Source organism: Streptomyces sp. NPDC025651 (assembly GCF_055558735.1).
This window is the reverse complement of sequence record NZ_JBVHLZ010000004.1, coordinates 339,550-361,787: the sequence shown is the minus strand read 5'-3', so window position 1 is coordinate 361,787 and position 22,238 is coordinate 339,550. Positions and strand designations below refer to the sequence as shown.

Genomic DNA, 22,238 nt, shown 5'->3' with positions numbered 1-22,238 from the left:
ACGAAACCTGCCGAAGATTGTCGCGCCCGTATACCGCCGGGTACAGTCGCCGCACTGCTCCGCCCTTGCTGCCGAGGCGAAAGAGAAGTTGGTGAACGACCGTCACCCGTCGGGGAGCTCGACTCCCCAGCCCTCGGCACCCGGCGCCGACTACGCGCACTACGCGGCGTACGACCACCAAGGCGCCCAGCCCGGCGGCTACGGCTACGACACGTACGCCACCGGCACCTTCACCACCGACGGCACCGGCTCCGACACCGGCACCTTCGCCACGGACCCCCTCTTCGGCGACATGCCCGGCGGCACCGGCGGCCAGTACGACACGGGTCAGTGGGCGACCACCACGGGCACCCAGCAGACGCTCAACTACGACGCGTACGCCGCGCAGCACCACGCCGCCACGTACGACACCGGCAGTTACGACACCACTTCCGTCTGGTCGACCGGCGGCTACCAGCACCTCGCCGACATCCCCTCGCAGCCGGGTCCGGACACCACCGGCCAGTGGGACGCGGGCCTCTGGAACCAGGCCCCGCAGACCGGCCAGTGGGACACGCAGACCTTCGACACGGGCGCGTACGACGCGACGGCGTGGAACTCCGCGGGCGACACCCACGAGGCGCACGACGCACACAAGGCGCACGACGCCCACGACCCGCACGAAGCACCTCGGCCGTACGAGTCCGCGGAGCCCGAGGACGCCCAGCCGTACGAGCTCACCGACCAGTACGAGATCGCGGCCGACTCCGCGTACGACTCCACGGATCACGAGTCCGCGGACGCCGAACCGCCCGCGGACTCCTGGTCCCCCGCGCCTTCCGCCCCCCGCGCCTCCCGAGGAAGGAACGGCGGCGACCCCGCGGGCGGTGGCCGCTCCAGGACCCGCCGCCGCACCCCCGCCAAGCGCTCCGCCCTCCTCACCGTCGCCGTGCCCTCGGCGTGCGTGATGGGCGTCGCCGGGGTGGCCGCCGCCTCCGTGGGCAACTTCGGCGGCGACGACGAGAAGGACACGACGGCATCGGCACCGGACGCCACGTCCGTGAAGCCCTCCGCCGCCAACAACAAGCTGGACACCCAGCTGGCGAACCTCTCCGCCGACGCGGGGGACTTCGCCGACCGCGCGAGCCGCACGCAGGAGCGCATCGACCTCAGGGCCGAGAAGGTGGCCGCCGAGAAGAAGGCGGCCGCGGAGGCCGCGCGCAAGGAGCGGCTGCGCCCCAAGTTCGCCCTGCCGGTCAAGCAGCACGGTCTGAGCGCGATGTACGGCCAGGCGGGCATCAACTGGATGTCCGCGCACTCCGGCATCGACTTCCCGGTGTCGTACGGCACGGAGGTCATGGCCGCCACCGACGGCACCGTGTCCACGAAGTGGAACAGCGCCTACGGCAACATGGCGATCGTGACCGCGAAGGACGGCACGGAGACGTGGTACTGCCACCTCTCCACGCACAAGATCTCCAGCGGCCCCGTGAAGGCGGGCGACGTCATCGCCTTCTCCGGAAACTCCGGCAACTCCACGGGCCCGCACCTGCACTTCGAGGTGCGCCCCGGCGGCGGCTCGGCGATCGACCCGCTGCCGTGGCTGCGCAGCCACGGCCTCGACCCGACGTAACCCCGGCCGCCGCCTTCGGCGTCAGAGCTTCTCGACCGGTGCGTACCGCAGCAGGAGCCGCTTCGGCTTGGGCTCGCCGAAGTCCACCGTCGCCTCGGCGTTCGCGCCCGTCCCCTTCACCCCGACCACCGTGCCGAGGCCGAACTGGTCGTGCGTGACGCGGTCGCCGACCGCGAGCGAGACCACCGGCTTCTCCGACGCACGGCGCGTGGCGAAGCCCTGCGCGCCGCCGGAGCGGGAGCGCGAGGAGGACAGCGTCGAGGCGATGCCGCCGGCCGGGCCCGAGGAGCGGGACGGCGCCGGGGCGCCGACGGAGCCGGTCCGCTTCCAGTCCAGGTGCGCGTCCGGGATCTCCTCCAGGAAGCGCGACGGCGGGTTGTACGAGGGCTGGCCCCAGGCGCTGCGCATGGAGGACCGCGTCAGATAGAGCCGTTCACGCGCGCGCGTGATGCCCACGTACGCGAGGCGGCGCTCCTCCTCCAGCTCCTTGACCTGCCCGAGGGAGCGCATGTGCGGGAAGACGCCGTCCTCCATGCCGGTCAGGAACACCACGGGGAATTCGAGGCCCTTGGCGGTGTGCAGCGTCATGAGGGTGATGACTCCGGAGCCGTCGTCCTCCTCGTCCGGGATCTGGTCGGAGTCGGCGACCAGGGCGACACGCTCCAGGAAGTCGGAGAGCGACCCGACGGGAGCGGCACCTTCCGCACCCTCGACGGCCCCGGCGGTTTCCGTGCCCGCCGCGGTTTCCGTGCCCTCGGCGGCCTCCGCGCCCGCCACGGCTGCCGCGCCCGCCGCGGTCCCCTCGGCACCCGAGTCGCCTTCCGCCCGGCCGTTCTCCTGCTCGAACTCCAGCGCCACGGCGGCGAGTTCCTGGAGGTTCTCGATGCGGGTCTCGTCCTGCGGGTCGGTCGAGGCCTGCAACTCGGCCAGATAGCCGGTGCGTTCGAGCACGGCCTCCAGGACGACGGCCGGGCCCGCGCCCGACTCGACGATGGTCCGCAGCTCCTCCATCAGCGTGTTGAAACGCTTGACGGCGTTGACCGAGCGGGCCGCCATTCCGTACGCCTCGTCGACGCGGCGCAGGGCCTGCGGGAAGGAGATCTTCTCGCGCTGCGAGAGCGCGTCGATCATCGCCTCCGCGCGGTCGCCGATGCCCCGCTTGGGCACGTTGAGAATGCGGCGCAGCGGGACCGCGTCCTCGGGGTTGGCGAGAACACGCAGGTAGGCGAGGACGTCGCGGACTTCCTTGCGCTCGTAGAAGCGGACGCCGCCGACGACCTTGTAGGGCAGGCCGACGCGGATGAAGATCTCTTCGAAGACACGGGACTGGGCGTTCGTGCGGTAGAAGATCGCGACGTCGCCGGCCTTGGCGTCGCCCGCGTCCGTGAGGCGGTCGATCTCGTCGGCGACGAACTGCGCCTCGTCGTGCTCGGTGTCGGCGACGTACCCGGTGATGCGTGCGCCCGCGCCCTGGTTGGTCCACAGGTTCTTGGGGCGGCGGCTCTCGTTCCGCTCGATGACCGCGTTCGCGGCGCTCAGGATCGTCTGCGTGGAGCGGTAGTTCTGCTCCAGGAGGATCGTCGTCGCGTCGGTGTAGTCCTCCTCGAACTGGAGGATGTTGCGGATGGTGGCGCCGCGGAAGGCGTAGATCGACTGGTCCGCGTCACCCACGACGCACAGCTCGGCCGGGTCGTCCCCCTCGCCTCCGGAGGGGCCGACCAGCTCGCGCACCAGGGCGTACTGGGCGTGGTTGGTGTCCTGGTACTCGTCGACCATGACGTGCCGGAAGCGGCGGCGGTAGTGCTCGGCGACGTCCGGGAAGGCGCGCAGGAGGTGGACCGTCGTCATGATCAGGTCGTCGAAGTCCAGGGCGTTCGCCTCGCGGAGGCGGGACTGGTACATCGCGTAGGCCTGGGCGAGGGTCTTCTCGAAGCCGTCGGCGGCCTGGCCCGCGAAGTCCTCCTCGTCGATCAGCTCGTTCTTCAGGTTCGAGATCTTGGCGCTGAAGGACTTCGGCGGGAACTTCTTCGGGTCGAGGTCCAGGTCGCGGCAGACCAGGGCCATCAGGCGCTTGGAGTCCGCGGCGTCGTAGATCGAGAAGGAGGAGGTGAAGCCCAGCTTCTTGTACTCGCGGCGCAGGATGCGGACGCAGGCGCTGTGGAAGGTCGAGACCCACATCGCGTTCGCCCGCGGGCCCACGAGCTGCTCGACGCGCTCCTTCATCTCGCCCGCGGCCTTGTTCGTGAAGGTGATCGCGAGGATCTGGCCGGGGTGCACACCACGCTCGGCGAGGAGGTGCGCGATGCGGTGGGTGAGCACGCGGGTCTTGCCGGAGCCCGCGCCGGCGACGATGAGCAGCGGGGAACCGGCGTGCACGACGGCCGCGCGCTGGTTCTCGTTCAGCCCGTCGAGGAGCGTGGCCGGGTCGATGACCGGGCGCGGGGCGCCGTCGCGGTAGTGCGTGTCCCGGGACAGGGGCGCGTCGAACTTCCCGTCGAACAAGTCGTCCGGAATGGGCTCCGGAGCGCTGTCCTCGGGCGGCGGCGGGGGCTCTTCGTCCGCGGCCCGTGAGGGCTGCAGGTCCGCCAGGAAGCTGTCATCAAAGAGGCTGCTCATCGCCTCCCGAGTCTAGGCGGCCCCACTGACAACCCGCCCCGGGTTCCGGCCACCTTCCCCTGGGAGCGACGCCCCGCCTACGCCCCGCCTACGCCCCGCCCCCGGACGGTCACACTCCGCATCCGTCCGGCGCGGCCGCGTCAAGGGCCTCGTAACGTCACGAAAATGTATCGGGCATATCGAACATCAACCTTCACACGGACCACACGAGTTGGCTAGCGTGCCCGGCGGGCCGCTCGTCCCCCACCGGCGAACCCCGCCGGGAACGGGTGGCCTCCGCCGAGTCCGACATGTTCGGAGCCGGGGACCCACCAAGACCTTGGGGTGAATCGGTCCCGTACGAAGCACGAAGTACGGGGCTGTAGGGCAACCTTCCGGACCACCCGCCCGAACCCGACAGCTAACCCGGTAGGCGGTCTACGGAAGGAGTCGCCTCCTTGGCGTCGCACCGCAAGCCGCGGACCCGGGCAGCCGGAATACGCACGACCCCCGCCATCGGTATCACGACGGCGGCCCTCACCTCCGTGGCCCTCCTGTCGCAGAGCGCGCAGGCCGCGCCCTCCGCACCGACGAAGCCCAGCCTCGAAGAGGTCCAGAAGAAGGTCGACGACCTCTACCACCAGGCGGGCGTGGCCACCCAGAAGTACAACTCGGCCAAGGAACGCACCGACAAGCAGCGCAAGAAGGTCGACCGCCTGCTCGACGACGTGGCCAAGCGCACCGACAAGCTGAACGAGGCGCGCCAGGAGCTCGGCTCCTTCGCCGCCGCGCAGTACCGCACCGGCGCCGTCTCCGACACGGCCACGATGATGCTCGCCGACGACCCGCAGGGCTACTTCGACCAGAACCACCTGTCGGACCGGCTCACCGAGCGCCAGAAGAAGGCCGTCGACGACTACCAGGCGCAGCAGGTGTCGGCGTCGAAGCAGCGTACGAAGGCGGCGAAGAGCCTCAAGACGCTGAGCGACTCGCGGGACGACCTCAGGACGAGCAAGCAGACCGTCCAGAAGAAGCTGGGCGAGGCCCGTGAGCTGCTTTCGGAGCTGACCGCCGAGGAGAAGGCCCGGCTCGCGGCGATCGAGCGGAAGAAGGAGCAGGAGGCCAAGCGCAAGGCCGAGGAGCTGGCCCGCAAGCAGGCCGCCGAGGCGGAGCGCAAGCGCAAGGCGGAGGAGGCGGCCCAGAAGGAGAAGGAGCAGGAGGACGGCCAGGACTCGGGCACCGGATCGGGTTCGGGTTCCGACACCGGCTCCGGATCGGGATCGGGATCGGGCTCCGGGAGCACGGACAGCAGTTACGCCGCCAAGGCCGCGAAGGTCATCGACTTCGCGGAGGCCCAGATCGGCAAGCCGTACGTCTGGGGCGCCACCGGGCCCGACTCCTACGACTGCTCCGGGCTCACCCAGGACGCGTGGAAGGCCGCCGGGATCTCGCTGCCGCGCACGACGTGGGACCAGGTGAAGGTCGGCACGACCGTGAAGACCGCCGATGCCCAGCCGGGCGACCTGGTGTTCTTCTACGACGACATCAGTCACGTGGGCATCTACATCGGCAACGGCAAGATGATCCACGCCCCGAAGCCGGGCGCGAACGTCCGCGTCGAGTCGATCTACTACATGCCGATCCACAGCGTGGTGCGTCCCGCGTAAGCACCCTCTACGCGCGTGTGGCCCGCATCCCCCGGAGGATGCGGGCCACACGCGCGTAGAGGCGGAGAACTCAGGTCCGCGGCGCACTCGGGTTCACGGAGAACTCAGGTCCACAGCACCGCGATGAAGATGTTCGCCGTGGTCAGCAGGCCGACCGCGCCGAACAGGCCCTTGTCGACCTTCTCCTCGTCGCGCTTCACATAGACCAGCGCGAGGATCACGATCAGCACGGCCATCTTGATGCCGATCTTGAGGTTGTTGACCGTGTTGCCGTCCGCCTGGTTGAGGCCCACCAGGGCCACACCGGTGACGAGCATGACCAACGCGCCGTGCAGCATCGCCGGGCCGAAGCGGGCCGCGCCCTGACCCATCTGCTTCATCTGGGTCAGGAAGCCGCCCAGGAGCGAGGCGATGCCGATGATGTGCAGGCCGACGAAGAGATGGATGAGTACGTCCATGAGGCCGGAGCCTAGCCGGGGCGCTCGGGGCCACGGCAGGGACCCCCGTACCACCACTCCGCGGGCAGGCGTGCCACAAACGCCCCATCGGTCACCGATGCGCAGGAAGAGGACATCACCTCATGATCGACACGGTCGGACACGGTCACTTTTCCGCCCACTTCTGCCAGTTGCGCACAATCCGTCACCAACCCGTGACGGTCAGGTTTAGCGTCCTCCAGCAGGTGACCGGCTCCCCACCGTCGTCCCGCCCAGGACGGCAGTCGGCCACCACCGCCGAGAAACCCGGCGGCGGCCCGCTCCCCCTGTGCGGGCCGCCGCCGGACACGTAAGGAGCCCGATTCGTGGCAGCGCACCGCAAGCCCAGACAGCGCTCGCTCAGCGGGAGCACCGCCCGCACCGCCGCCACCCTGGCCCTCGCGGGAGCCGCGTCGGCGACCGCCTTCGACGGCACGGGACACGCGGAACCGCGGCTCAGCCCCGCCGAGGTGAAGTCCAAGGTCGACGCGCTCTACCACGAGGCGGAGATAGCCACCGAGAAGTACAACGGCGCGGAGGAGAAGGCGGAGAAGGCCGAGAAGTCGCTCAGGAAACTGCGTGACGAGGCGGCCCGCAAGACGGAGAAGCTCAACTCCGCCCGCAACTGCCTGGGTTCGTACGCGGCGGCGCAGTACCGGGCGGGCGGCATCGACCCCTCCGTGCAACTCGCGCTCTCCTCCGACCCCGAGCAGTTCCTGGACCGCGCCGCGCTCGCCGACCGCGCCGGCAGCCGCCAGGCCGCGGCCGTCAGCGGCGTACGAAAGCAGCTCCGCTCGATCGACCAGCTGCACAGCGAGGCCGACGACCGCCTGGCCGCCCTCACGGCGCGCCAGGCGGAGCTGCGCAAGCACAAGAAGACGGTCACCGACAAGCTCGGCGAGGCGAAGCGGCTGCTGTCCCGGCTCACCGCCGACCAGCGCGCCAGGATCGCCGACGACGAGGGCGACCGGGCCGCCCGTTCAGCGGGCCGCGACGCGGCCGTGGGCGCGCCCTCCAAGGCCCCCAACGCCCGTGCCGCGGCCGCCGTCTCGTACGCGTACAAAGCCATCGGCAGCCCCTACGTATGGGGCGCCACGGGCCCGAGTGCCTTCGACTGCTCGGGGCTCACCCAGGCCGCCTACCGCTCGGCGGGCGTCTCCCTGCCCCGCACCACCTACGCCCAGATCGGCGCCGGCGAGCGGGTCTCCCGCTCCGAACTGCGCCCCGGCGACCTGGTGTTCTTCTACTCAGGCATCAGCCATGTCGGCCTCTATGTCGGCAACGGCCAGATGATCCACGCCCCGAACCCGAGCGCGCCGGTGCGGCTCGCGCCCATCGACCAGATGCCGTTCGCGGGGGCCACCCGCGTGGTGTGAGCCGGTGCGCCGCCCGGCGCCGAGCCGGTGCGCCCGACCACCGGTGATCAGGCACGACACCCACCAGTAATGTCGGGCACATGCCTAGCCGTACGCTGCCGCCGCCTCCGCCTCCCCCACATCTGCGCACCTGGCCGGACCGGCAGGCGCTGCTCGCGGACCGGGAGAGGGCACTGCGGGAGCTGCGCAGGCGGCACCTCGGGGTGCACAGGCTCCTGCTGCTGTGGCTGTGCGGCGTCGGCGGCGTCATCGGCTGGGCGCTGCTGACCCAGCCGATCAAGTACATCGACGACAAGGACCCCGGCGTCTTCCTCCTGGCCCCGGTCCTCGCGGTGGCCGGCCTGGCGGCACTGGCCCCCTCGGTGATCGGCGTCGTCCTCGGCATCCGCCGCGACCGGCGGATACGGGAACTCACCGACGCCTGGCTGGCGTTGGACAACCATCCGGCGTCCGACGCCCGGCTGCGCTCCCCCGGCCTCAGCCTCTGCTGGCTCCTGGCCTCCCTCGCCCTGTGCGCGCTCGGCCTGTGGGCGTCCTTCGCCGCGGCCGCGTACGCCGAACCGGGCCGCGAGACGTACACCGACGTCGCGCTCGGCATGGGCACCGGCCTGATCCTGTGGCTGACGGGCCTGCTCGGCGCCGCGAAGGCCGCGGGACACTACCGCTGGGCCCTGCGGAAGCTGGGCCCGGCCCGGGCCCGCGCCGCACACCGCTAGCGCCGCACGGCGCCCGGGCGGCCCACCGCCCGGACCGCGCGGCGGCCGGTCAGACCAGTCGCCGAGCCGTCGCCCACCGCGTCAGCTCGTGGCGGTTGGACAGCTGGAGCTTCCGCAGGACCGCCGACACATGCGACTCGACGGTCTTCACGGAGATGAAGAGCTGCTTGGCGATCTCCTTGTACGCGTACCCGCGCGCGATGAGCCGCAGGACCTCCCGCTCGCGCTGGGTGAGGCGGTCCAGGTCCTCGTCCACCGGGGGCGCGTCGGTGGAGGCGAAGGCGTCGAGCACGAAGCCCGCCAGGCGCGGCGAGAACACCGCGTCGCCCTCCTGCACACGGAAGACGGAGTCCACCAGGTCGGTTCCGGTGATGGTCTTGGTGACATAGCCGCGGGCGCCGCCCCGGATGACGCCGATGACATCCTCGGCGGCGTCCGAGACCGAGAGCGCGAGGAAGCGCACCGGGCTCTCCCCGTCGGCCATCAACGGCGCGCAGCGGCGCAGGACTTCCACGCCACCGCCGCCGGGGAGGTGCACGTCCAGGAGGACGACCTCGGGGCGGGTCGCGGTGATGACCGTGACCGCCTGGTCGACGTCGGCCGCCTCGCCGACGACCTCGACGCCGGTGACGTCGGTCCTGCCGATCTCCGCCTGCACTCCGGTGCGGAACATCCGGTGGTCGTCAACCAGGACGACCCGCACGCGACGCCCGCCCGCACCGCCGCCCTCGTCCGAACCGGTCGGCTCCACGGGCTCGTTCGCCTCGGTCGCGTCGCTCATGTCGTCGCCGTCCTCTCCATTTCCAGCTCGACTTCGGTGCCGCCGCCGGGCACCGCGCGCAGCCGCGCCGTGCCGCCGTTGCGCTGCATGCGGCCGATGATCGATTCTCGTACGCCCATGCGGTCGTCCGGCACCGCGTCCAGGTCGAAGCCGGGACCGCGGTCCCGGACGGACACGAACACCGTCTCTCCCTCGACTTCGGCGAAGACCTGCACCGCGCCGCCCTCGCCACCGTACTTGGCGGCGTTGACCATCGCTTCCCTCGCGGCCTGCATCTGTGCGGTCAGGCGCTCGTCGAGCGGGCAGTCGCCGACCACGACGACCTCGATGGGCACGCCGTGCTTGTCCTCGACCTCGGCCGCGCTGCGGCGGACCGCCTCGGCGAGGGTGTCGGGCTCCTCGTCCTCGTCCTTGCCGGTGCCCTCGGGTTTGTAGAGCCAGGCGCGCAGGTCGCGCTCCTGGGCACGGGCGAGGCGGCGCACCTCGCCCGGACTCTCCGCGTTGCGCTGGATCAGGGTCAGGGTGTGCAGCACGGAGTCGTGGACGTGGGCGGCGACCTCGGCCCGCTCCTGGGCCCGGATGCGCATCAGCCGCTCCTCGGAGAGGTCCTGCATCATGCGGACGAGATAGGGGCCCGCGAGGAGCGCGATGCCGACGACGACGGCGAGCGCGGCCTGCAGCACGGCGCCCAGATGCGCGGCGGAGCCCTGCAGCACGAAGATCCCGGAGACCCCCGCGCCGACCAGGAGCACCCCGGCGGCGGACCGGGCGAGCGTCAGGGTGCGGCGGCGCCGGCCGACGGCCATCCAGCGGGCCCTGCGGGCGTTGTCGGCCTGCCGCCAGACGAGGGCGACACCGGCGGCGACGAGCAGGGTGGGGACGACGTACGCCTTCGTCGAGCCGTCCAGGTCCACATTGCCGACGAAGACCATGGCGACGACGACCATCGCGAGGAGCGCGACGATCTGGCCCTTGTCGGGCTTGCGGGCCACGAGTCTGCGGCGGCCGTCCGGCGCCGTCTCGGTCGTGACCGCAGCGGGCGGCCGCTCGGAGTCGACGCCGCCCACGCCGAGCGGGACGAAGAACCAGAACGCCGCGTACAGCAACGCGCCGAGGCCGTCCGCCGCGAACAGGCCGACGAAGACGAGCCTGACCCAGACCACGGGCAGCCCGAGATGCCCGGCGAGGCCGCGCGCGACGCCGCCGAGCCAACGGCCGTCACCGCTGCGGTAGAGCTTGCGCAGCGGTCGGACGTCGTCGAGGGGCGGTGCGGCGGCTTCCGGCATGTCATCGATATTCACACGCGAGCGCGTGTACGGACATCAGGGTCCGCCCCCGAGACTTCCCTGATCTCGGGCCCTGCCCCGGCCCTGTCAGGGGTGGGACCCGATGCGTCTCAGGGGCGATATCAGGGTTCGGCCAGGGTCGTCCCGACTGCCGCGGCGGGCCCGCGGCCGTCACCATGGACGCATGACAGATCAGCAGCCCGCCGAGACGGCGGCCGAGGCAGCCATCGGCGACGCCCTGCGCACCGCGCACGGCGAGCGGAGCGGCGCCGCGGGCGGTCACGAGCCGGGTCTGCCCGTGGAGGAGCCCAAGCTCTTCCGCGACCGCCGGCAGAAGAAGCTCGGCGGCGTGTGCGCCGGGCTCGGCAGGCACTGCGACATGGACCCGGTGATCTTCCGCATCGGCCTCGCGGTGCTCGCGATCACCAGCGGCCTCGGCCTGGTCTTCTACGGCTTCGCCTGGCTCTTCGTGCCGTACGACGACGAGGAGGAGAACGAGGCGCGCAGGCTCCTCTCCGGCCGCGTCGACGGCCAGGCCCTGACCGCGGTGCTCTTCGCGCTCGTCGGCTGCGGCGTCTTCCTCACCCTGCTGAACAACGGCGGGGCGCTCACCTTCGCCGCCGTCCTCGCCCTGCTGCTCGCGGGCGCGGGGTACTGGTCGCGGCAGCGCGACACCCTCGGCCCCGACCCGGTGGCGGCGCAGGCCGCGGCGGACGCCCCGCCGGAGGCCAAGGCCCCGCCCGTCACGGGCAGCCCTTCGTGGTGGCGCGACCCGATAGTCAAGGACGGCACGCACGACGGGATCTCGGGCTACTTCTGGGGCCCCGGAAGCCTCGACATCGCCTACCAGCCGACAGGCAGGCACCAGGGCGTGCCCCGGCGGGAGGCCACGCCCGCCCCGGCGCCGGGTCCCCGCGGACCGCGCTGGATCGGCGGCTGGGTGTTCCTGCTAGCCCTGCTCGCCGGCGGCCTCGGCACCGGCCTGACCTGGGACGGACACCCGCTCGGCACGTCGTTGCAGACCGGCCTCGCCTGCGCGCTGGCGGTGTTCGGCGTCGGCATCGCGGTCAGCGCCTTCCTGGGGCGCACCGGCGCCGGATCGATCGTGCTCGCCGTCCTGACCGCGGGGCTCCTCGCGGGCGCGGCGGCCCTGCCCAAGAGCATCACCACGCACTACGCGCGCACGGACTGGATACCGACCTCGGTGGCGGACGTCCGCTCCCAGTACGAGGTGGGGCTCGGCACGGGCACACTCGACCTGAGCAAGGTCGACATCGGCAAGGGCAAGACGCTGAAGACCAGTGCCGAGATCGGCGCGGGCGACCTCAGGGTGATCGTGCCGAAGGACGCCACCGTGCGCCTGGACGCGGAAGTGGGCGTCGGCGACATCGTGCTGCCGGGCGACAAGAACAAGGACCTGGACGTCGCGCCGGGCCGGGAGAAGAAGGTGACGCTGGCGCCGCCCGCGGGCAGCAAGGACGGCGGCACGATCGATCTGCGCCTCGAAGTCGGCGTCGGACAAGCGAAGGTGACCCGTGCTACGTCATGAATTCCACCCCGGAAAGCTGGTGGCAGGCTTCTTCCTGCTGACGGTCGCCGTCGTGTACGCGGGTGACGCGGGCGGCGCCTGGGAGGCGCCGTGGTTCGTCGCCCTGCCGCTCGTGATGGTCGGTCTCTTCCTCGCGGGCGTGGCGGCGACGATCCATGGAATACGCCCGAGGGGCACCGCCCGTCCGGGTGGCCGCTCGCGGGTCGCCGAGGAGCGGCGGGACTAGAGCCCCGCGACGCCCCTGCGGCGGTCGGCGAGCACGGCGTCGACGGAGAAGACGGACGCCCCGGCGAGCACCAGCGGCAGCCACGCCATCAGGTACGCCAGGTCGTTGCCGTAGTAGTAGGGCTCGGTGGACCAGCTGACGGTCAGCCAGAGGCTGAGCGAGATCAGCGCGCCGCCGAGCGCGGCGAGCCGGGCGAACAGGCCGAGCAGGGTGCCGATGCCGACGGCCAGTTCACCGAAGGCGATGGCGTAGCCGAAGCCGACGGGGCTCTTGAGGGACAGGTCGACCAGTGCGGGGATGGCGGAGATGTCGCGGACGCCCTCCATCATGGCGCCGATCGAGCCTGTGCCACTGGCCTGCATGAAGGTGCTGTCGGTGAGCTTGTCCAGGCCGGCGTAGATGAAGGTGACGCCCAGGAAGACGCGCAGGGGGAGCAGGGCGTAGCGGGTGGCGGACTCCCGCCAGTCGTCGCGCCTGACGTAGCTGGTGTGGCTGTCCGTCCGCATCTGCGCCATGGCACTCCGCCGCCTCTCCCGTACGCCTGTCGTCCCGTCATCCGACGATACGTACGAAGTGGGGCCGCTGCTCAGTGGCGTGCGCCGGATTCCACGACATCGACCCGGAAGCCCCAGGGGGAGGGAGGCCCGATGGTTCAGTCCGTGACGTCGATCGGGACGCGGTTCGTCTCCACGCCCGCGGCCGTGATCACCTGCACCTCGACGCGGCCGGGCTCGACGTCGACCGGGACGGGCACGGTCAGTGTCGCGTCGGTCGGATTGGTGAAGCCGCCGGGCACGGGCACGAGCGGGACATGGACGTGCACGGCGCCGATGCGGACGACCGTGCGGGCGAGCCGGTCCGCGTCCCCCGCGCCCGGCGGGACGAAGCCCGCGCCGCGGATCTCGATGTCGTCGCCCGTCCGAATGGGGGCGTCGAGGTCACCGGCCTCCCGCGCGCGGACGACGGAGAGGATCACCGGACGGCCGCCTTCGGAGTACTTCCCCGCGAGGTACGTCGCGGCCGACACCAGCACGAGCAGGGCAAGACCCCACGGCAGATCGGGCAGCTGCTCGGGCCGCCGCGCGAGGCGTACGGCGGCGAAGACCACGGCGACGGCGCTGACCAGGACGTACTGCGTGTCGGTGAAGCTGCCGCGGCCCGCGTCGTCGGTGAGCGGGTCGGCGGCCCGCGGCCGGTCCGCGCGCACCTTCTGCAGCCGCTGGCCGAGCACCCGCAGGCCGACGACCCTGCGGACGAGGACGGCGACCCCGCACACCACGGCGAGGACGGTCACCGTCCCCGCGGCGCGGGCGAGTTCGAGCCCGGCGATCAGCTCGTCGCGCTTGTCGTGCCCCGATGCGGCGGCCAGCTCGCCCGCGAGGACGAGCACCGCGAAGACGACGAACAGCACCCAGCAGGCGGCCACGGCGCGCGAGGTGGAGAGCCGGTTGTCCTCGCCGATCACCGGCGCGAGGACCCCGCCGCGCGCCCGGTGCGCGTACGCCGCGCCGGTCAGCGCCCCGCCCACCACCAGGGCCGCGAGGAGCCCCGCGGTGCGCGCGGCCGTCCAGCCGGTGCCGATCGCGGTGAGCGCCTGGACCAGGAGCAGCACCCCGAAGGCGACCCAGACGGCGGCGAGCGTGCGCGTCCACAGCCGGTGCAGCCAGGCCTCGCCCTCGGCCCTGCCGCGCTCGGCGACGGCGCGCGCGGACTGCGTCAGTTCGTCCGACACCCACTGCCGCGAGGCGCCCGCCGAGTGCGCGACGGCCGCGGGCAGCCCCTCCCCCGCGGCGAGCTCGTCGCGCTTGGCGAGGAAGGCGGCCACGGCCTGCCGATGCCCCTCGCGTGCCCCGTGCGGGCAGCCGCCGCACGTGCAGCCGCCGCCGTGCGCGCCCTGCCTCGCCTCCTGCACCGCCACCGCGTACGCCGCCTTCCCCACCCTCGAAGCCCCTCGGGCCCCCTGTGAACTTCCTTGCAGAGAAAGGGAATTGTGCCGTACTGAAGGGCGAACGAATCCCGCGGGTCAGGTCAGCGGGGGTGAACGGGCCACACCCGTGTTGACGTCCGGGGCGCGGCCGTTGACGCCCGGGGCACGGCCGTCGACCACCGCCCCGCGTCGCCCGGCCCCCGCCTCACGCCAGCAGATCCGGTTCGCTGCGGCTGACGTCCTGCCACAGCGACTGGTAGTTGATCCACGCCACCAGGTCGCTGCCGAGCTGCTCGCGGGTCTGCACCGCCTGCTTGTGCCCGATCAGCACGGGCCGGCCCGCGGCCCGCGCGCTCAGCTGGACCTGGCAGGAGCGCTCCATGGCGATGAACCACCAGGCCGCGGCGTCGACGGAGTCCCCGACGGTGAGCAGCCCGTGGTTGCGCAGGATCACCGCCTTGTGGTCACCGAGCGCGGCCGCGATCCTGCGGCCCTCATCGGCGTCCACGACGACGCCCGTGTAGCCGTCGTACAGCGCATGGCTCTCGTAGAAGGCGCAGGCCTCCTGGGTGATCGGGTCCAGGAGCTCGCCGAGGGTGGAGAGCGCGCGGCCGTGCAGCGAGTGGCAGTGCGCGACGGCGACCACGTCGGGCCGCGCCAGATGCGCCTGGGCGTGCACGGTGAACGCGGCCTGATTGACGTGATAGCGCCCCTCGACCACCTGCCCCTCGGCGTTGGCGAGGACGAGGTCGCCGACGGTGACGTGCTTGAAGGGCATCCCGAAGGGGTTCACCCAGAAGCAGTCGGTGTACTCCGGGTCGCGCGCGGTGATGTGCCCCGAGACCCCGTCCTCGTACCCGAGCCTCCCGAAGATCCGCAGCGCCCCGGCGAGCCGCTCCTTGCGGTGCCGTCGCTCGTCCGCCACGGAGTCGTGCACGGGCGGCATCGCGAACTGCAACCGCTCGACGGGTATCGGTGTGGGCGCCTGCATGTGGTGTCCTCCATCCCTGGCTGTACGAGGCGGAAGGTACCGGTGGTGCGTACAGGAGAACAGGGGGACGGCGCGCGCAAAGACGACAGGAGATGTCGGGTATCGGCGCCAGACTCGACGTATGCCGATCAACTGGGAAGCCTTCGCCACCGCAGAGCCGGACCTCGCCGCGACCGTCGAGAAGCGCTTCGGCGCGTTCACGCACCACGTCCTCGCGACCCTCCGCAAGGACGGGTCACCGCGCACCACCGGTCTCGAAGTCCGCTTCCTGAACGGGGAGTTGTGGCTCGGCATGATGCCGAACTCCGTCAAGGCACTCGACCTGCGCCGCGATCCGCGCTTCGCGCTGCAGGCGAACCCGGGCGCGGGCACGGAGATGGCGGGCGGCGACGTCCGCATCGCGGGACGCGCGGTCGAGGTGCGCGACCCGGAGCTCCGCGCGCGCTACACGGACACGGTGAACCCGCCGGACCCGGACGCCTTCCACCTCTTCCGCACCGAGCTGACGGAGGTGGTCCGTACGTACATCGAGGACGGGAAGTACCTGGCGGTGCAGCTGTGGAAGCCGGGCTCGCCGTTGAAGACCACACGACGGACCTGACCCTCGTACGCGAACGGCGCCGCCCACCTCGCGTGAGGCGGACGGCGCCGTTCAGGACATCCGGGAGGTCACTCCCACTCGATGGTCCCCGGCGGCTTCGACGTCACGTCGAGCACGACGCGGTTCACGTCGGCGACCTCGTTCGTGATGCGCGTCGAGATCTTCGCGAGCACCTCGTACGGCATGCGGGTCCAGTCGGCCGTCATGGCGTCCTCGGACGAGACGGGGCGCAGGACGATCGGGTGGCCGTAGGTGCGGCCGTCGCCCTGGACGCCGACGCTGCGGACGTCCGCGAGCAGCACGACCGGGCACTGCCAGATCTCGCGGTCGAGACCGGCCGCCGTCAGCTCCTCGCGGGCGATGGCGTCGGCCTCGCGCAGCAGGTCCAGGCGGTCCTTGGTGACCTCGCCGACGATGCGGATGCCGAGGCCGGGGCCGGGGAACGGCTGGCGCTGGACGATCTCGTCCGGCAGGCCGAGCTCGGCGCCGACCATCCGGACCTCGTCCTTGAACAGCTTGCGCAGCGGCTCGATGAGCTCGAACTCGATGTCGTCGGGCAGGCCGCCGACATTGTGGTGCGACTTGATGTTCGCCGTGCCGGTGCCGCCGCCGGACTCGACGACGTCCGGGTAGAGCGTGCCCTGCACCAGGAAGGCGACCTCGGGGCCGTCCTCCTGGAGGATCTCCAGCTGCGCCTGCTCGAAGACGCGGATGAACTCACGGCCGATGATCTTGCGCTTGGTCTCCGGGTCGGAGACCCCGGCCAGCGCGTTCAGGAAGCGCTCGCTCGCGTCGACGACCTTGAGGTTCGCGCCGGTCGCGGCGACGAAGTCCTTCTCGACCTGCTCGGTCTCGCCCTTGCGCATCAGGCCGTGGTCGACGTACACGCAGGTGAGCTGCGAGCCGATGGCCTTCTGCACGAGGGCCGCGGCGACGGCGGAGTCCACGCCGCCGGACAGGCCGCAGATCGCGCGCTTGTCGCCGACCTGCTCGCGGATGGCGGCGACCTGCTCGTCGATGACGTTGCCGGTCGTCCAGTTCGGCTTGAGGCCCGCGCCGCGGTAGAGGAAGTGCTCCAGGACCTGCTGGCCGTGCGTGGAGTGCATCACCTCGGGGTGGTACTGCACGGCGTACAGCTTCTTCTCGTCGTTCTCGAAGGCGGCGACCGGCACGACGTCCGTGGACGCGGTGACCGCGAAGCCCTCGGGCGCCGCGCTGCACGCGTCGCCGTGCGACATCCAGACCGACTGCTCGGCCGGGGTGCCCTCGAAGAGGGTGGAGCCGGGCTTGGAGACGGTCAGCGGGGTGCGGCCGTACTCACGCGCGCCGTTGTCGTCGACCGTGCCGCCCAGGGAGACGGCCATCAGCTGGAAGCCGTAGCACATGCCGAAGACGGGGACGCCGGCCTCGAAGAGCTGGCGGTCGACCGTGGGCGCGTTCTCCGCGTACACCGACGAGGGGCCGCCGGACAGGATGATCGCCGCGGGGTTCTTGGCGAGCATCTCGGAGACCGGCATCGTGCTCGGCACGATCTCGCTGTAGACCCGGGCCTCACGGACACGACGGGCGATGAGCTGGGCGTACTGCGCTCCGAAGTCGACGACCAGAACGGTGTCGGGAGCGGCGGCAGCGGGGGGCGCTGATGGCACGGCGGCGGCCTTCCGGCGTTGAGCGTGAGCGGTGCGTGGAGCAGAGGCTCGTGCGTGAGCAGGGGGTCTGTTTTGTCGATTCTAACGGGCGTGGCGGGACCCCCCTCGTCGTATCCGACGGACCCCGGGCCCACAAGCCCGGCGCCCCGGGGCCCAGGAGCACGCCGGGTATCGGCGCATGGACGGGCCGTCTCAGCATCCGAGCCGTGCGGGAACCGGATTGACCGGGCACACGCGCGTGGGGGCATACTGTGCCCGTGACCAAGCACCTCAGCTTCCTCTTTACCTATGGCAACCGGCCCACCGGCTGCCATGGTCGAGCTGCTTGATCCACTGACAAGCGACTTACCGGGCGCCCCGGGCCGACAAGGCCCGGGGCGCTCTGTCGTTCGCGGACCTTGCCGCTCCGGGGCTCCCCTCCCCTTCCGACAAGGAGCCCCCGATGACCGTCACCGCCACCGCCACCGACAAGACCGGCGCCCGCACCCCCGAGGCCGCCGGCGTGATCGAGAACGCACGCGAGCGGATCGACACCCTCGACGACCGCATCATCGGCCTCATCCAAGAACGGATGGCCGTCTCGGCCGTCATCCAGGAGGCGCGCATCACCTCCGGTGGCCGCCGCGTGAACCTCTCCCGCGAGATGGAGGTCCTCGGCCACTACAGGGAGGCGCTCGGCAAGCCCGGCACGACGCTCGCGATGACGCTCCTGGAGCTGTGCCGGGGCCGCGTCTGACGCCCGCCGCCGGGGCGCGGGTACCTGCGGACCTGAGTTCGGATCGGTTCTCACCCGTACGGCGCGTGACCGGTTCCGGGCGGGCTTCGTTGGTCCCGGTGTCCGTGCCAGCCAGGGGCGGGCCCGCAAGAACCACGCGTGGCTCCGCTGGAGCGATGAGGCGTACGGATTCATGCCGTACGCCGTGGGACCTCGCTCCAGTGACGTGACCGGACGGCAGGGGACAGCAGCCCGGTCACCCAAGAGAACGGTCGGCTCCGGGGACGCCCGGAGCCGACCGGCCTCCGTCCCCGAACCCCCCGGCCCTTTCCCCTATAGATGTGGTCGAAACGGTTGCGCCGTGAACAGCGCATCCAGCACGATGCCTAGAAGGGTCGGGCTTCAAGTCCCCCCGTCCACAGCTTCATTGCCATTGGTCGATACCACGCGAGCGCCCCCAGTGCGCCGGGTCGGCCACCGGCACCTCGAACCAGCGGCGCACTCCCCCCGGCGCCGCCCCGAGGCACCGACGCTGCCCTGACGTCGGTGCTGACAGCCAAGGGCCCCGCGGATCCGTCCCGCGGGGCCCTTCGCTCTGTCCGGACTCGCTTCATGCTCTGCCCGGACTCGCTTCAGCTCTGTCCGAACTCGCTTACAGCGAAGCCAACTTCTTCACCTGCGCGTCGACGATCTCGCCCGGCACTCCGAACTTCTTCGGCTGCAGCAGGTTGATCGAGTAGAAGGCGGCGAGCGTCGAACCACTGCGTACGACGGTGAAGCTCATCGGCGTCTTCTGGCCCTCGATGAGACCCACGACCTTGTACGAGACGCCCTCGTCCCCCGACTTCGGGGCGGGCAGGGCGGCCACGTCGCGGTACTCGGAGTCCGCGTGTTCGTACGCGTCGCACTTCTCCGTGGCCGTACGCAGGTCGCCCATGACCTTCTTGGCGTCGGCCTCCTCGTGCGCGATCAGCGCGAGCGTCACGACCGTTGCGTCCAGTTCGTCGGTGCCGGTCACGATCCGGCCGACGCGGGACTTCGCCGCGGGCTGCGTGGCGAACATGAACATGTCGGCGAGCGGCTGGCACGCCGCCGGGTCCGAGGGCACGGTCTCGGCCGGCATGTCCGCCGCGGACATCTTCTCGACCTTGTAGCCCTTGAGGTCGCCCTTGACGAGCACCGCCTTCTCCAGGTCGGCGGCGGTGAGCACGGGCGACGCGGGGGACTTCTTCGCGACCGGCTTCTTGCCGCCGTCCCCGTTGTCGCCGCCACCGCTGTCGCCGCCGCACGCTGCGGTCAGGCCCAGCGCGACCGTGACGGACGCGGCCACGACGGCCCGATACACAGTTGACTTCACGTTTCCTGCCTTCATCTCACGGCGCGGGCGAACGGCCCGCACCGAGGCGAAATGAAAGCCGCAGACTCACGTGCCCCACCAGCCTTTTGCGTAACGATCAGAAACCGCCGAAAAGGTTGTACGGAACGCGTGTGAGGTGAGTCAGACCTTGGCGAGCTGCGCGTCGACGATCGCGGGCGCCACCTTCGGGTCCTCGTCCGCCGTGGGCGTCCCCGTGCCGTTCATGCCGTCCTTCGCGGCCTCCTTGTCGCGCTGGACACCTTCGGGGTCGTAGAGATTCGACGCGTCGAAGGCGACGAGCGTGCCGCCGCTGCGGACCACCGTGACGCTCTCGCGCATCACGAACTCACCTGTGCGCCGGGCGACTTTGTACGAGATCGCCCCGTCGCCCTTGTCCGGCGCGGACAGCGCCTCGACCCCGAAGTAGCGCTGGTCGCCGACGCGGAAGTCGGCGCACTTCCTCGACTTGGCCGCGGCGCCCAGGTCGGCCATGGCCTTCTCCGCGTCGGCCTCGGCGAAGGCGGACAGCTTGACGCGGGTCGTCGTGACGTCCTTGTCCGACGTGGGGGTCACGACGCGGCCCGTGCGGGCCTTCGGCTTCGACGGGGCGCCGGTGTCGAGCACGGCGGCGAGCGGCGCGCACTCGGCGGGGGACGGCTTCCCGGTCGGCCGGTCGGCGCCCTCGGCCTCGGCCGCCTCGGGCTTCTCGACCTTGTAGCCCTTCACGTCGCCGGTGGCCAGGGCCGCCTTCTCCAGCCTCGCCACCGCGCCGCCGCTCGCGCCCGGCTTCGCCGACTTCTCGTCGTCGTCACCGCCCGCGCCGCACGCGGCGCTCGCCCCGAGTGCGGCCACGACGGAGACGGCCACCAGGGCCCGCGACACAGCTGACTTCACGTTCTCTTCCCCCGCTTCGCTTGCGTCTCGCACGATGCGGAGTCACCCGCACCCCTTCTACGACGGAAGGTGATCACTTTCGGTTCCGTGCCGCGGGGCCCGATGCCTCACCAGCCCCAGATCCAGAAACGGAACGGGCTGAGCAGGGCGATGGCGAGGGCCATGCCGCCGATCACGATCACCACGCTCCACACCCTGCGGCGGCGCTCGGAGCGCTCGCTGCGGCGCGGGCCCGTCGGCGCGGAGCGCCAGTCGTCCGGCTGCCACCGCACGGGGTCGCCCTCGCGCCTGCGCCGCCTGCGGCGGAGCCGCCCCTCCTGCGCGGCCTGTCGACGCGCGGCCTCCTCGTCGAGGCGCCGCAGCCTTTCGGCCACCATCCGGGCCCGTGCCGATGGCTCCTTCGGCGCGGACGCGCGTATCTCCCGCTCGCTGTCCTTCTCGAACCTCTCCCACACCTCGTCGGGTATGGCCATGCTGTCCCCTCCCCTTGAGACCGCCGAGCGTCACGCCCCTTTTGGGCGGGGGAAGTTCTACGGCACCCCCTCCCACCAGCACAAGCGATGTGAGTCACGCCACATAAGAATTCTGTGAGATCAGGGACAACCATTCACAGGGATCACAGGTCAAGCACTGCGTAACAACGGCCACACCCGCGTCCCCACCGCGGAGGCCTCCACCTCCGCGCTGCCGACCAGGCAGTGCGCCGGACTTCCTGAGGTCTTCATGAAGCTTCGTCGCGCCATGGCCGCGGCGGCCGCCACCGCCGTCATAGCCCCGCTCGCGCTCCTGTCGGCTCCGGCCGCGTTCGCGACCGAGGACACCACTCCGACGCCGGCCGTCACGGACTCCGAGACGCCCAAGCCGACCGACACCGAGACGCCGACCGAGAAGCCCACCGAGAAGCCGACGGACAAGCCGACCGAGAAGCCGACCGACAAGCCCACGGACAAGCCGACCGAGAAGCCGACCGACAAGCCCACGGACAAGCCGACCGAGACGGAAGAGCCCACCGAGAAGCCCACCGAGACGGAGGAGCCGACGGAGGAGCCGACCGAGGAGCCCACCGAGCCGGCCGACTGCCCGGTCGACGACGACGGCGTGGACGTCGACTCCGAGCTGGAGGTCGAACTCGTCGGCCTGCCCGGCAAGATCGTCGCCGGCAGCGGCTGGCACCAGTTCAAGCTGACCGCCGCCAACCCCACCGACGAGGCGCTCGGCGAGGTCCGCTGGATCGCGGCCGTGGACAACGACTCGGACAGCGCCGACGAGAAGGACTGGCTGAGCAACTACGCCGACCTCCAGTTCTTCGACCCCGAGACCAAGTCCTGGGAGTCGATCGACGGCGACCTGAACGGCGGCCTCGCCTTCGGTGAGACCGAGCTCGGCCCGAACGAGAAGGTCGACATCAAGCTGCGCCTCAAGGTCAGCGCCAAGGCGCCCGCGGGTCCCGGCTACGCGATCGGCCTGGGCAGCTACGTCGACTCCGAGGCCGACTGCGCCCACAACTCGTTCGCGTACTACCCGCTGACGATCCTCAAGCCGGGCAGCAAGAACGAGAACCCGGGCACGGCCAAGCCGAACCCGGACAAGAAGCTGCCGTCCGGCGTCAAGCAGCCGCAGGGCGGCGCCAAGGAGCTCCAGCCCACCGGCAACCTCGCCGCGACCGGCTCCAGCTCGATGCTGCCGACCATCGGTCTCGTCGGCGGCGCCGCCGTCGTCGTCGGTGCGGGCGCGGTCTTCGTCGTCCGTCGCCGCAAGGCCGACGCCGCCGTCTGACCGACGGCACCGCCGCGCGACAGCGGCACCTGATCACGCGGAAG

The 22,238-nt window shown here is 71.4% G+C and carries 20 protein-coding genes and 1 riboswitch; of the genes, 9 read left to right on the top strand and 11 right to left on the bottom strand.

Features of this window, described 5'->3' with window-relative positions; genetic code table 11:
- Positions 1-91 precede the first annotated feature (91 nt).
- A complete protein-coding gene (locus ACZ4D5_RS18015) occupies positions 92-1,612 on the top strand; it encodes a M23 family metallopeptidase (RefSeq protein WP_467773321.1) in 1,521 nt (506 codons plus the stop codon).
- Between the two features lie 21 nt (positions 1,613-1,633).
- On the opposite strand, the gene ACZ4D5_RS18010 is transcribed toward ACZ4D5_RS18015, so the two are convergent.
- Positions 1,634-4,228, bottom strand: coding sequence for an ATP-dependent DNA helicase (locus tag ACZ4D5_RS18010; protein WP_467773320.1), 2,595 nt, complete (start codon positions 4,226-4,228; stop codon positions 1,634-1,636).
- 267 nt (positions 4,229-4,495) lie between these two features.
- A riboswitch (cyclic di-AMP (ydaO/yuaA leader) is annotated at positions 4,496-4,658 on the top strand.
- 7 nt (positions 4,659-4,665) lie between these two features.
- On the opposite strand from ACZ4D5_RS18010, the gene ACZ4D5_RS18005 reads away from it, so the two are divergent.
- Entirely contained in the window at positions 4,666-5,874 is a 1,209-nt protein-coding gene (locus tag ACZ4D5_RS18005; RefSeq protein WP_467773319.1) for a C40 family peptidase, read from the top strand.
- Between the two features lie 104 nt (positions 5,875-5,978).
- Here the strand turns inward: ACZ4D5_RS18005 and ACZ4D5_RS18000 are convergent, their stop codons facing one another.
- Positions 5,979-6,332, bottom strand: coding sequence for a hypothetical protein (locus ACZ4D5_RS18000; RefSeq protein ID WP_467773318.1), 354 nt, complete (start codon positions 6,330-6,332; stop codon positions 5,979-5,981).
- Positions 6,333-6,676: 344 nt separating this feature from the next.
- Between ACZ4D5_RS18000 and ACZ4D5_RS17995 the strand changes: the two genes are divergently transcribed.
- Both ACZ4D5_RS17995 and ACZ4D5_RS17990 read left to right on the top strand, forming a co-directional pair.
- Complete coding sequence (locus tag ACZ4D5_RS17995) at positions 6,677-7,726, top strand: C40 family peptidase (RefSeq protein ID WP_467773317.1); 1,050 nt, start codon at positions 6,677-6,679, stop codon at positions 7,724-7,726.
- Positions 7,727-7,806: 80 nt separating this feature from the next.
- The gene (locus tag ACZ4D5_RS17990; protein ID WP_467773316.1) at positions 7,807-8,442 is read left to right on the top strand and encodes a hypothetical protein; all 636 of its coding nucleotides are present in this window, start codon (positions 7,807-7,809) and stop codon (positions 8,440-8,442) included.
- Between the two features lie 49 nt (positions 8,443-8,491).
- On the opposite strand, the gene ACZ4D5_RS17985 is transcribed toward ACZ4D5_RS17990, so the two are convergent.
- Together ACZ4D5_RS17985 and ACZ4D5_RS17980 are read right to left on the bottom strand one after the other, a co-directional pair.
- Positions 8,492-9,223 (bottom strand): LuxR C-terminal-related transcriptional regulator, encoded by a 732-nt coding sequence (locus ACZ4D5_RS17985; protein ID WP_467773315.1) that lies wholly within the window; start codon positions 9,221-9,223, stop codon positions 8,492-8,494.
- Positions 9,220-10,509, bottom strand: a complete 1,290-nt coding sequence (locus ACZ4D5_RS17980; RefSeq protein WP_467773314.1) for an ATP-binding protein — start codon at positions 10,507-10,509, stop codon at positions 9,220-9,222. Before ACZ4D5_RS17980 ends, ACZ4D5_RS17985 begins: the two co-directional genes overlap by 4 nt.
- A 184-nt stretch (positions 10,510-10,693) precedes the next feature.
- On the opposite strand from ACZ4D5_RS17980, the gene ACZ4D5_RS17975 reads away from it, so the two are divergent.
- Complete coding sequence (locus tag ACZ4D5_RS17975) at positions 10,694-12,058, top strand: PspC domain-containing protein (RefSeq protein ID WP_467773313.1); 1,365 nt, start codon at positions 10,694-10,696, stop codon at positions 12,056-12,058.
- Positions 12,045-12,284 (top strand): hypothetical protein, encoded by a 240-nt coding sequence (locus ACZ4D5_RS17970; protein WP_467773312.1) that lies wholly within the window; start codon positions 12,045-12,047, stop codon positions 12,282-12,284. The genes ACZ4D5_RS17975 and ACZ4D5_RS17970 overlap by 14 nt, the downstream gene beginning before the upstream one ends.
- Here the strand turns inward: ACZ4D5_RS17970 and ACZ4D5_RS17965 are convergent.
- From ACZ4D5_RS17965 to ACZ4D5_RS17955, 3 genes are all read right to left on the bottom strand, one after another.
- A complete protein-coding gene (locus ACZ4D5_RS17965; protein WP_467773579.1) occupies positions 12,281-12,790 on the bottom strand; it encodes a DoxX family protein in 510 nt (169 codons plus the stop codon). The two genes, ACZ4D5_RS17970 and ACZ4D5_RS17965, sit on opposite strands and share 4 nt — an antisense overlap.
- A gap of 146 nt (positions 12,791-12,936) precedes the next feature.
- The gene (locus tag ACZ4D5_RS17960) at positions 12,937-14,202 is read right to left on the bottom strand and encodes a hypothetical protein (RefSeq protein WP_467773578.1); all 1,266 of its coding nucleotides are present in this window, start codon (positions 14,200-14,202) and stop codon (positions 12,937-12,939) included.
- Between the two features lie 214 nt (positions 14,203-14,416).
- The gene (locus tag ACZ4D5_RS17955) at positions 14,417-15,202 is read right to left on the bottom strand and encodes a class II aldolase/adducin family protein (protein ID WP_467773311.1); all 786 of its coding nucleotides are present in this window, start codon (positions 15,200-15,202) and stop codon (positions 14,417-14,419) included.
- A gap of 121 nt (positions 15,203-15,323) precedes the next feature.
- On the opposite strand from ACZ4D5_RS17955, the gene ACZ4D5_RS17950 reads away from it, so the two are divergent.
- Positions 15,324-15,803, top strand: coding sequence for a pyridoxamine 5'-phosphate oxidase family protein (locus ACZ4D5_RS17950; protein WP_467773310.1), 480 nt, complete (start codon positions 15,324-15,326; stop codon positions 15,801-15,803).
- A gap of 68 nt (positions 15,804-15,871) precedes the next feature.
- Here ACZ4D5_RS17950 and guaA read toward each other — a convergent pair whose 3' ends face one another.
- Positions 15,872-17,452 carry a glutamine-hydrolyzing GMP synthase gene (gene guaA / locus ACZ4D5_RS17945; RefSeq protein ID WP_467773309.1) on the bottom strand — a complete coding sequence of 527 codons (1,581 nt, stop codon included), beginning with the start codon at positions 17,450-17,452 and terminating at the stop codon, positions 15,872-15,874.
- A 442-nt stretch (positions 17,453-17,894) separates the two neighbouring features.
- Between guaA and ACZ4D5_RS17940 the strand changes: the two genes are divergently transcribed.
- Positions 17,895-18,188: a chorismate mutase gene (locus tag ACZ4D5_RS17940; RefSeq protein ID WP_467773308.1), complete on the top strand. Its 294-nt coding sequence runs from the start codon at positions 17,895-17,897 to the stop codon at positions 18,186-18,188.
- Positions 18,189-18,819: 631 nt separating this feature from the next.
- On the opposite strand, the gene ACZ4D5_RS17935 is transcribed toward ACZ4D5_RS17940, so the two are convergent.
- From ACZ4D5_RS17935 to ACZ4D5_RS17925, 3 genes are all read right to left on the bottom strand, one after another.
- A complete protein-coding gene (locus ACZ4D5_RS17935) occupies positions 18,820-19,524 on the bottom strand; it encodes a hypothetical protein (RefSeq protein WP_467773307.1) in 705 nt (234 codons plus the stop codon).
- A gap of 141 nt (positions 19,525-19,665) precedes the next feature.
- Positions 19,666-20,418 carry a hypothetical protein gene (locus tag ACZ4D5_RS17930; protein ID WP_467773306.1) on the bottom strand — a complete coding sequence of 251 codons (753 nt, stop codon included), beginning with the start codon at positions 20,416-20,418 and terminating at the stop codon, positions 19,666-19,668.
- Between the two features lie 107 nt (positions 20,419-20,525).
- The gene (locus tag ACZ4D5_RS17925) at positions 20,526-20,891 is read right to left on the bottom strand and encodes a hypothetical protein (protein ID WP_467773305.1); all 366 of its coding nucleotides are present in this window, start codon (positions 20,889-20,891) and stop codon (positions 20,526-20,528) included.
- Positions 20,892-21,141: 250 nt separating this feature from the next.
- Here ACZ4D5_RS17925 and ACZ4D5_RS17920 point away from each other — a divergent pair, with 250 nt between their 5' ends.
- Positions 21,142-22,194, top strand: coding sequence for a PT domain-containing protein (locus tag ACZ4D5_RS17920; RefSeq protein ID WP_467773304.1), 1,053 nt, complete (start codon positions 21,142-21,144; stop codon positions 22,192-22,194).
- The last annotated feature ends 44 nt before the right edge of the window (positions 22,195-22,238 follow it).